12 protein-coding genes are annotated in these 9,382 nt (G+C 66.0%); 6 read left to right on the forward strand and 6 right to left on the reverse strand.

Translation table 11 applies throughout. The annotated features are described in order from the left end of the window. The first annotated feature begins 27 nt into the window (after positions 1–27). Together rph and rdgB are read left to right on the forward strand one after the other, a co-directional pair. Positions 28–732, forward strand: a complete 705-nt coding sequence (gene rph / locus U1700_RS09495; protein ID WP_332752218.1) for a ribonuclease PH — start codon at positions 28–30, stop codon at positions 730–732. Next, entirely contained in the window at positions 729–1,337 is a 609-nt protein-coding gene (rdgB, locus tag U1700_RS09500) for an RdgB/HAM1 family non-canonical purine NTP pyrophosphatase (RefSeq protein WP_332752220.1), read from the forward strand. Before rph ends, rdgB begins: the two co-directional genes overlap by 4 nt. Here rdgB and U1700_RS09505 read toward each other — a convergent pair. Beyond that, positions 1,314–1,892 (reverse strand): CAP domain-containing protein, encoded by a 579-nt coding sequence (locus tag U1700_RS09505; protein WP_332752222.1) that lies wholly within the window; start codon positions 1,890–1,892, stop codon positions 1,314–1,316. The genes rdgB and U1700_RS09505 overlap by 24 nt on opposite strands. On the opposite strand from U1700_RS09505, the gene hemW reads away from it, so the two are divergent. Next, a complete protein-coding gene (gene hemW, locus U1700_RS09510) occupies positions 1,891–3,066 on the forward strand; it encodes a radical SAM family heme chaperone HemW (RefSeq protein WP_332752224.1) in 1,176 nt (391 codons plus the stop codon). The genes U1700_RS09505 and hemW overlap by 2 nt on opposite strands. Here the strand turns inward: hemW and U1700_RS09515 are convergent, their stop codons facing one another. Then, the gene (locus tag U1700_RS09515) at positions 3,067–3,384 is read right to left on the reverse strand and encodes a hypothetical protein (RefSeq protein ID WP_332752226.1); all 318 of its coding nucleotides are present in this window, start codon (positions 3,382–3,384) and stop codon (positions 3,067–3,069) included. Between the two features lie 69 nt (positions 3,385–3,453). Then, positions 3,454–4,614 carry a penicillin-binding protein activator gene (locus U1700_RS09520; RefSeq protein ID WP_332752228.1) on the reverse strand — a complete coding sequence of 387 codons (1,161 nt, stop codon included), beginning with the start codon at positions 4,612–4,614 and terminating at the stop codon, positions 3,454–3,456. A gap of 15 nt (positions 4,615–4,629) precedes the next feature. Here U1700_RS09520 and rsmI point away from each other — a divergent pair, with 15 nt between their 5' ends. From rsmI to U1700_RS09535, 3 genes are read left to right on the forward strand one after another with little or no spacing between them, the layout of a single operon-like run. Further along, positions 4,630–5,481, forward strand: coding sequence for a 16S rRNA (cytidine(1402)-2'-O)-methyltransferase (rsmI, locus tag U1700_RS09525; protein ID WP_332752230.1), 852 nt, complete (start codon positions 4,630–4,632; stop codon positions 5,479–5,481). 11 nt (positions 5,482–5,492) lie between these two features. Then, positions 5,493–6,452 (forward strand): glutathione synthase, encoded by a 960-nt coding sequence (gene gshB / locus U1700_RS09530; protein WP_332752232.1) that lies wholly within the window; start codon positions 5,493–5,495, stop codon positions 6,450–6,452. 8 nt (positions 6,453–6,460) lie between these two features. Continuing rightward, the gene (locus tag U1700_RS09535) at positions 6,461–7,084 is read left to right on the forward strand and encodes a DedA family protein (protein WP_332752234.1); all 624 of its coding nucleotides are present in this window, start codon (positions 6,461–6,463) and stop codon (positions 7,082–7,084) included. 147 nt (positions 7,085–7,231) lie between these two features. On the opposite strand, the gene U1700_RS09540 is transcribed toward U1700_RS09535, so the two are convergent. From U1700_RS09540 to U1700_RS09550, 3 genes are all read right to left on the reverse strand, one after another. Further along, a complete protein-coding gene (locus tag U1700_RS09540; RefSeq protein WP_332752236.1) occupies positions 7,232–7,639 on the reverse strand; it encodes a YraN family protein in 408 nt (135 codons plus the stop codon). Positions 7,640–7,760: 121 nt separating this feature from the next. Beyond that, positions 7,761–8,708: a tyrosine recombinase XerC gene (locus U1700_RS09545; RefSeq protein WP_332752238.1), complete on the reverse strand. Its 948-nt coding sequence runs from the start codon at positions 8,706–8,708 to the stop codon at positions 7,761–7,763. After that, positions 8,693–9,253 carry a DUF484 family protein gene (locus U1700_RS09550; RefSeq protein WP_332752240.1) on the reverse strand — a complete coding sequence of 187 codons (561 nt, stop codon included), beginning with the start codon at positions 9,251–9,253 and terminating at the stop codon, positions 8,693–8,695. The genes U1700_RS09545 and U1700_RS09550 overlap by 16 nt, the downstream gene beginning before the upstream one ends. Between the last annotated feature and the right edge of the window lie 129 nt (positions 9,254–9,382).

The raw sequence follows: 9,382 nt of genomic DNA on the forward strand, positions 1-9,382 counted from the left end.
AGCGCATCAAATCCAAGGAGATCAATCATGCGCCCCTCAGGCCGCGCCCCCGACCAGATGCGAACCCTCAGCTTCGAGCCCGGCTTCACCAAACATGCCGAAGGCTCGTGCCTCGTCAGCTTCGGCGACACCCGCGTCCTCGTCACCGCCTCGGTGGAAGAGAAAGTCCCGCCGTTCCTGCGCGGCAAGGGCCAGGGCTGGGTCACCGCCGAGTACGGCATGCTCCCCCGCGCGACGCACACTCGCGGCAATCGCGAAGCAGCCAAGGGCAAGCAGTCGGGCCGGACGCAGGAAATCCAGCGGCTGATCGGGCGAAGCCTTCGCGCCGTGGTCGACATGGCGGCACTTGGCGAGCGGCAGATATTGATCGACTGCGACGTCATCCAGGCCGACGGCGGCACCCGTACAGCGTCGATTTCGGGCGCGTGGGTCGCGCTTCGGCTGGCGGTCGACACGCTCAAGCTGGCGAACAATCCGATCCGCACCCAGGTCGCCGCCGTGTCGTGCGGCATCCATGACGGAACCGCGGTGCTCGACCTCGATTATATCGAGGATTCGTCGGCAGGATCGGACGGCAATTTCGTCCTCACCGGCGACGGCGCGATCGTCGAGGCACAAATCTCCGCCGAGGGCGCGACCTTCGACGAGGAGCAGTTGCTCCGCCTGCTGCGCCTCGCCCGCATCGGCTGCGCCGACATCTTCACTGGCCAGTTGAAAGCCGTCGGCCGGTGATTAAGCCCGCCAAGCTTGTCATCGCCACGCATAATGCGGGGAAACTGCGCGAGATCAGGGCGTTGCTCGCGCCGCTGGGGATCGAGTGCGTCGGCGCCGAGGAACTCGACCTGCCCGAGCCCGACGAGACCGGGGTCACCTTCGTCGACAATGCCGAGCTGAAAGCGCGGCAGGCCGCCGACCTGTCGGGGCTTGCCGCGCTGGCCGACGACAGCGGACTTGCAGTCGATGCGCTTCACGGCAACCCCGGCATCTTCTCCGCCCGCTGGGCCGAAGACGGGGATGGAGAGCGCGATTTCGGCCGGGCGATGGAGCGGGTGTCGCGCGAGGTCGAGGCCGCCGGGCCCGACGCCGGGCATGACGCGCATTTCGTCTGCGTCCTGTCGCTGGCGTTGCCCGACGGGACGGTCGAAAGCTTTGAAGGACGGTGTGACGGCACGCTCGTCTGGCCACCGCGCGGCGACAAGGGTTTTGGCTATGACCCGATGTTCGTGAAGGCGGGAATGGAGCGGACCTTCGCCGAGATCGACCAGAACGAGAAGCACCGCATCAGCCACCGGGCCAATGCATTCGCCAAGCTGCTAGCCGCGTTCCGCGAGGCGTAACGTCGGGTCGAGCATGATGCCGTCCTTGTTGCCGGTCGGGGCGTAACGGCAGACGAAGTAATCGGTGGTCGCATTGGACACCAATCCGCAGCCGACTTCGGTGGTCGTCGGCCATACGATCTGGGTATAATGGGCGACGTCGTGGAAGTTGCCCGTCGTGCTGACGTCAGGGAAGACCCCGCGGCGGAACAGTGCGCGCTCGTCGATCATCAGGTGGAGCATGACGTCGTAGGAGAAAACTCCGCGCGGACCCCGCCAGATATTCTCGCCCATCAGCTTGCGCCTTCCGGGCGTCGGATCATGCTGGTAGAGATTGGTCGTCGCCATCTGCTGGGCATAGCCGCGGGCGGCAACGGCGAGCCCTTCGTTCCACGCCATCGGCGCGGTCCCGAATTCGCGCCTCGCGGCATTGTGCAAGGATAGTGAGGTCGCACGCAGCAAAGGTTCGCCACGGCTGGCGGGCGCCGGCCAGTTGGGGCTGGGCAGCGCAGCGGACGCACTGATTGCCGCGCATGGCGCGACCAGTGCAAGCGCTATAAGGACCCTTCGCAACATGACGCTCCCCTTGTCCTCCTTAGATCTTAACAAACCCCTGCCTGGCAAGCCGCTTGCCCTTTATGTCCACTGGCCGTTCTGCATCTCCAAATGCCCCTATTGCGACTTCAACAGCCACGTCCGCGACACCGTTGACCAGGACCAGTGGCGCGAGGCGTTGCTGGCTGACCTGGCGCATGAAGCCGCGCTGCTTCCCGGACGGACGCTGACCTCGATCTTCTTCGGGGGCGGGACGCCGTCCCTGATGGATCCGGGCACGGTCGCGGCGGTGATTGCGGCGGCGCGGGAATATTGGCCCTGCGCCGACGATGTCGAGATCACGCTGGAGGCCAATCCCAACAGCGCCGAGGCCGCGCGCTTTGCCGAGCTTGCGGCGGCGGGAGTCAACCGCATCAGCCTTGGATTGCAAAGCTTCGACGATGCCTCGCTCGCCTTTCTTGGGCGGGCGCATTCGGCAGATGAGGGATTGCGCGCCCTAGAGGCGGCGCAATCTGCAGTGGCCCGGGTCAGCTTCGACCTGATTTACGCGCTGCCGGGGGATGACGAGGTGCGCTGGGCGGCGACGCTCGACCGTGCGCTCGGGCTCGGCACCGAGCATCTGTCGCTTTACGAACTGACGATCGAGCCCGGCACGCGCTTTGCCTCGATGGTCGCCAGACGCGAGTTCGACCCGCTGGATGCCGAGATGGCGGCCCGACTGTTCGAATACACCCAGGCGCGGACCGCACTCGCCGGGCTGCCGGCCTACGAGATTTCGAACCATGCCCGCCCGGGGGCGGAGAGCCGCCACAACCTGACCTATTGGCATTATGGCGATTATGCCGGGGTCGGTCCCGGGGCGCATGGCCGGCGGACGGGGATGCGAACGGTGCGGCATCGCAAGCCCGAAAATTTCCTCGCCGCCGTAGCGCGCAACGGACACGGGCTTGTCGAGGAGGAATATCTGGCCAGTGACGAGGCGGCGAGCGAGGCGCTGGTGATGGGTCTTCGCCTGGACGAGGGGATTGATCCAGCGGCGCTGGCGAAGCGCATCGGGGTAAAGACGCTGGTTGATCAGCGAGCAGTGGACCGGCTGGTCGGCCATGGCCTGATCGAACGACGCGGGCCGCGAATTGCGACAACCGAAGCGGGACGCCTGCTGCTCGATTCGATCCTCGCCGAAATTGCCGCCTGACTATTTGGCCGCGGTCGCACTGTGGCTGTCGCGGTAGCGATCGGTCCATTCGCCGAGATAGTCATTGACCTGGGAATCGGCGTCGGGCTCGGCCTTCTTGCGGGTCCATCCGGCCTTCATGTCATAACCGATGACCGCCGAGCGGAAGCCCTGCATCTGCACCGCGCATTCCTGCTTTGCAAAGGCGCCATACCCGTCGGCGGCCAGCTTCTGCGCCGTGCCTTTTTCATAGGATGCGCGCAGACACGAGGTAAATTGCGTGCGCGCGCTATTATCGCTTCCCGCGGCCAGCATCGCGACGAATAACAAGCTTAGCATCCTGCCTCTCCCCAACAGAATAGGGAGCGAACATGACTCTTTTTGCTGCGCAGCGAAAGCGCAAAAGAATCAGCCGCCAAAGGCCTTTGCGGCAGGTGCGATGACGGTCGTTCCGGCGGCCGTGACTTGCCTGACTTCGAGCGCGCGCTGGGCGACGCCGCGACGGTCGAAGCGGAAGATTCCATCAACCCCGGCAAAGCCTTCGCGGTCACGCAGCGCACCCAACGGGAAACCTGCCCCGACTCGCCAGTCACGACTGCTGCGCACCGCGAGGAGGACCGCGTCATAGCCCAGGCTGGCGAGGCGAACGGGAGCCTTGCCGTAGCGCGCCTTGTAGCGTGTCGCGAGCTGGCCGAAGCGGGCGTCGGGGACCGCCGCATACCATGATCCGCGAAGCGCCGGGGTGGCGCCGAGCAAATGGTCATTGGCCCACAATTCAGTACCGAGGATATGCGGCGTGGTCCGAAGCGACGGCGCGGCGAGCGCGGCAATACGTCCGGCGTCGGCGATCAGCACGGCATCACTGGCGCCCTTGGCATTAAGCGCAGCGGCAGCGGTGCGAAGCGCAGCGGGATTGCGGTTGTAAGTCTCCATCGCGACCATCCGGCCGCCGGCATCGCGCACCGAGGCGAGCATCGCCTGGGCCGCGCGCTGGCCATAGAGGCCGGTCGGGACGAGCGCGGCAAAGCGCGCCGCGCCGCGCTGGCGGGCAAGGGTGACGACCCGGTCGATCGACTGGTTGGGGGTGAAGCCGAGGATATAGACCCCGTTGCCGGCAACGCTCTCGTCATTCGAAAAGGCGACGAGCGGCACGCTGGCGGCGCGGACGATCGGGCTCGCCGCGCGCACCTCGTCGGCGAGCAAGGGACCAAGGATCAGGCCATTGCCTTCGGCGATAGCATTGGCGGTGGCAACGGCGGCTCCGCCGGGACCGGCACTGTTGTAGACCGTCAGGCGCAACGTCCGGTCCCCGCTGTCGATCAGGGCAAGGTTGGCGGCGTTAGCGATCGACTGGCCGACCGCAGCATCGGGGCCGGTCAGCGGGACCATGATCGCGACGCGATTGCGCTGTTCGGTCGAGACGACTCCACCGACGGTCGACGGCGGCGCCTGGTCGGGACGAATGATCGGTCGCCCCCCTCCGGTCTGACAACCGGCAAGCGCGAGCGCCAGCAGCGCCGTTGCGATAAACTGGCGGCGGGCTTGCAGCAGATGAGCAGATGCTGTCATGTCTTGACCTTCACGATGAACGAAACTCCCCTTGCCCCAGGCCTCTATATCGTGGCCACGCCGATCGGCAACTTGGGCGACTTGTCGGTTCGTGCAGGGGCAACGTTGCGCGGGGTCGAACGGATCCTTGCCGAGGACAAGAGGGTCAGCGCGAAACTGCTCAAACATGTCGGGGCGACGGCGCCGATGACCGCCTATCACGACCATAGTGACGAAGGCGTAAGAGATCGGATCCTGGCCGAGTTGGGGTCCAAGGCGATTGCACTGATCTGCGATGCCGGGACGCCGTTGATTTCGGATCCGGGGTACAAGCTGGTCCGCGCCGCACGGGCGGCCGGGGTCTCGATCCACACCATTCCCGGACCGTGCGCGGCGGTAGCGGCCCTGACGCTGGCGGGGCTGCCGACCGACCGGTTCCTGTTCCTGGGCTTCCTGCCCGCCAAGGCCCGTGCCCGGAGCGAGGCGATTGCCGAGGTCGCCGGAGTCCGCGCGAGCCTGGTCCTGTACGAGAGCGGTCCGCGGCTGGGCGAGGCATTGGCCGCGCTGGCCGAAGGGCTTGGGCATCGCGGCGCCGCGGTCGCTCGCGAGATCAGCAAGCTCCACGAGGAATGCGTGACGGGGACGCTGGCCGACCTTGCGACACGTTATGCCGATGCCCCGCCGCGCGGAGAAATCGTGATCGTCGTCGGACCGCCGCCCGAGCGCATCGCTGCCAGCGACGACGACCTCGACACCGCCCTGATCGCCGCGCTGGCCAGCCAGTCTCCGTCGCGCGCCGCCGCCGAAGTCGCAGCCGCCCTCTCGATCCCGCGCAAGCGCGCCTATGCCCGCGCGCTCGAGCTTGTCGAGGGCGACGCGCTGGCCTAGGCGCTCCCCCCATGCCCTTGCGTGTCGCCGTCCAGATGGATCCAATCGAATCGATCGGCATTGCCGGGGATTCGACCTTTGCCCTGATGCTGTCGGCGCAATCGCGCGGCCACACACTTTTCCACTATCTCGCGACCGACCTGACTTGGAAGGGTGACCGGCTTTATGCGATGGGAACCCCGGTCACGGTTCGCCGCGAGGTCGGCAATCACTTTACCGCCAGTGAGCCGAAGCTGCTTGATCTTGGCCGCGACGTCGACGTCATTCTGATGCGCCAGGATCCACCGTTCGACCTGAGCTACATCACCGCAACGCATTTGCTCGAACGGATCCGTGGCGAAACGCTGGTCGTCAACGATCCCGCCAGCGTCCGCAACGCGCCCGAGAAATTGTTCGTGCTCGACTATGCCCGCTTCATGCCACCAACGATGATCACCCGCTCGCTTGATGCGACGCGCAACTTTCTCGCCAAGCATGGTGAAATCGTGATCAAGCCGCTCCACGGCAATGGCGGCAAGGCAATCTTCAAGGTGGAAAGCGATGGTGCCAACCTGTCGTCGCTGATCGAAATGTTCAACGCGGCCTATGTCGAGCCGCATATGGTGCAGGCGTTCCTGCCCAGCGTTGCGAGCGGCGACAAGCGCATCGTGCTGGTCGACGGCGTCGTTGCCGGCGCAATCAATCGCATTCCCGGCGAGGGCGAAATTCGGTCGAACCTGGCAGTCGGCGGAACGGCGGCCAAGGCCGACCTGACGCTGCGCGAGCAGGAAATCTGCGCGGTACTCGCGCCCGAGCTCAAGCGGCGCGGACTGCTGTTCGTCGGCATCGACGTGATTGGCGGAGAGTGGCTGACCGAGATCAACGTCACCTCGCCGACCGGGATCGTCGCGATCGACCGCTTCAACGGTAGCGACACGCCGGGGATGATCTGGGACGCGATCGACGCCCGCCTCGCTGCCCGCACAAGCTAAGGATAGCCATGTCGGACTGGGTCATTCGCCTGATTGAACAGGCCGGGGTATTGGGCGTGGGCTTCCTCATGTTCCTGGAAACGGTGTTCCCGCCAATCCCGTCCGAAGTGATCATGCCCGTCGCCGGGGTCGCCGCCGCGCAGGGCAAGATGTCGCTGTGGGCGGTGATCGCCAGCGGTACCGCAGGCGCGATGCTGGGCAATCTGGTGTGGTATCTCGCCGCGCGCGCGCTCGGTATCATTCGCCTGAGGCCGTTCATCCTGCGCTGGGGCCGGTGGCTGACGATCGAGTGGGACGATATTGTTCGCGCCGAGCGCTGGTTTGGTACCCGCGGGTGGTTGATCGTCGGCGTCGGGCGGTTACTGCCCACGCTGCGCTCGATCATCTCGGTCCCTGCGGGACTGCTCAAGATGCGCTTCTCGACTTTTTTCGTCGCCTCGACGATCGGCACCGCGCTGTGGACAGCACTGCTGACCGGGGCAGGATATACGCTTGGCAAGCGTTATCATGATGTCGACCGGATCATCGGTCCGGCGTCGAACCTGATCATGGCAGCGCTGGTTCTGGGCTATGTCTGGCGATTGTGGCGGCAGCGGGCCCGGGCACCGATCGGCGCCGAGACGGACCAATAAGTCGATCGTTTTCAGACCGGGCACCTGCCGAAGAATTACCCATTTCGGTCATTTAGCGACAGGTTAACCCTTCCCCGCCGAGGGCCATGTCGCCGTCGCTGCAGGGCTGACTTCCCACTGGTCCCTTGTTGCGGCGGCTACCCCAGTTCAGTCGCGCCACAGGTTGACCAGGTGTCGCGGCCATCGCCTTGGCACGATCAGGATCGCATCGACCCGCATATCGTCGCCCTCGCGGCGGTAGCGTTCGAACAGGATCGACGCCGCGACATAGACCCGGCGCAGGCGATAATGATCGAGTGCGAATCCCGCCTCCTGCTCGTTCCGGCGTGCCTTGACCTCGACGAAGGCGATCACCCTGCCCCGCCGCGCGACGATGTCGACTTCGCCGCCGCGAACCCGTGCGCGTTGGGCAAGGATGGTCCAGCCTTTGAGCCGAAGCCACCAGGCGGCGATCCGCTCGGCCCGGCGGCCGCTGCGTTCGGCCAGTGCCCGATCGCGCGTCACGAGGCGCGCGTCAGGGGGATCGAGGAGAGACGCTCGGACACGGTCAAGCATGGCACCGCATGGGCCACGATTGCTCGTGGCCAGCGATCCGGCCTGGGCATGCTAGCGGGTCCGAAGCCCTTTCACAACGGCACCCCGGGTCGGGCTAAACTGCTGAATTATAATAAAATAGCTAAGCGCGGGGGTGTGCGCTGCGGTAGACGTCGAGCAAATGCGCGGCGTCGACCGCCGTATAGATTTGCGTCGACGACAGGCTGGCATGGCCGAGCAGTTCCTGGAGCGAGCGAAGATCCGCCCCGCGGGCCAGCAAGTGCGTTGCGAAACTGTGGCGAAGCGCGTGCGGAGTCAGCGTCTCCGGCAGGCCGAGCCGAGTCCGCGCGGCCCGGACGGCGCGGCGCACTAGATCGGCGTTGTACGGCCCTCCCCGCGCGCCGACGAACAGCGGCCTGTGGCCGACAATCGGCCATGGGCATGATTTGACATAGGCATCGATCGCCTCGCGCACCGTCGGCAGGATCGGCACGACCCGGGTCTTGCCGCGCTTGCCGGTAACGCGCATCGCCTGGCCCAGCGGCAACGCCTGCGCGGTCAGCGACAGGGCTTCCGCGATGCGCAGGCCCGACCCATAGAGCAGCAGCAGGACCGCCAGGTCGCGCTGCCCCATCCACGGCTCTGTTGCAGCCTCGGCGGCATCTTGCGCCAGGTTGACGGCATCGGCCGGGCTGGCCGGGCGCGGCAAGGTGCGTGGACGACGTGGGGCGCGCGTGCGCGGAAGCTGGGGCATGATCCCCTCGTCCTCTGCCGCAAAATTCAGGAAGCCCCGCACCGCCGACATTTCGCGTGCTGCCGACGACGCGCCGAGCCCACTTGCGCGGCGATCGGCCAGGAAGGCGCGAAGATCGGCGGCGGACAGTCTGAGCAAGGCGAAACGGCCAATCTCCTCCCCGCGATGGCGGCCAAGGAAGGCGATGAAACGATGCGCGGTGGCGACATAGGCCCGCACCGTGTGCGGCGAACGACGGCGGTCATGGGCGAGATGCGCGCTCCAGCGAAGCGCGACAGCCTGTGCTGGATGAAGCTGGGCGGAGTGAAGCGCCGCGGGGTCTAGTCGATCAGCCACCGACGCATGATAGCGGCGATGCTGCGGCCAAGGAACTGCATCAATTCGGAGCCATGACGCCCTTCGAGCGCCTGGCTACTGCGCTGGCCGAGGACCAGCAGGCCCGCGGGAAGCGGTGCCTCGGCGTCGATGCGGATCAGCGCTTCGGAGCGGATCAGGCTCGACGCCGGGCCGAACAGCGGATGGCCTTGTCCGACGTTGCGCATGGTAACGCCGTTGCTTGCGGCCATCGCCCGCCGGACGAGTTGTGGCTCAACATGATGGACGCCATTGGCATCGGCGCGGAAGCCCCCACCGTTGACGATGAGGGCAAGTGCAACCGCATCAAGCCCGAGGATCAGCGGCCATTCCTGCGTGATGACGTGGATCAGCGCGTCGAGCCTGTCGGCTTCCATCGCGGCGATCACTGCCTCGTGGATCGATGCGGCCGCGCCAGAGTGGCCGCGGGCAAAGGCGATCAGGTCCTGATTGGCTTCCTGCGCCGCGCCGAGCTTCTGCTGGAGCTGCGCGACTGCCCGTTCTTCGAAAGGAATAACCCTGCCCATATCCGCAGCTTACGCCGCCCGGGGTTAATTTCCAGTAGCGGACTTTTGTAGAGAACGGTGCCAGCCCGCACCCCCACCCGGCCAACCCATAGAATACACTGACTGGGTTGGCCGGGTGGGGGTGCGGGC

Origin of the sequence: Sphingomonas sp. RB1R13 (genome assembly GCF_036663775.1) — a bacterium.
Taxonomy (GTDB): Bacteria; Pseudomonadota; Alphaproteobacteria; order Sphingomonadales; family Sphingomonadaceae; genus Sphingomicrobium.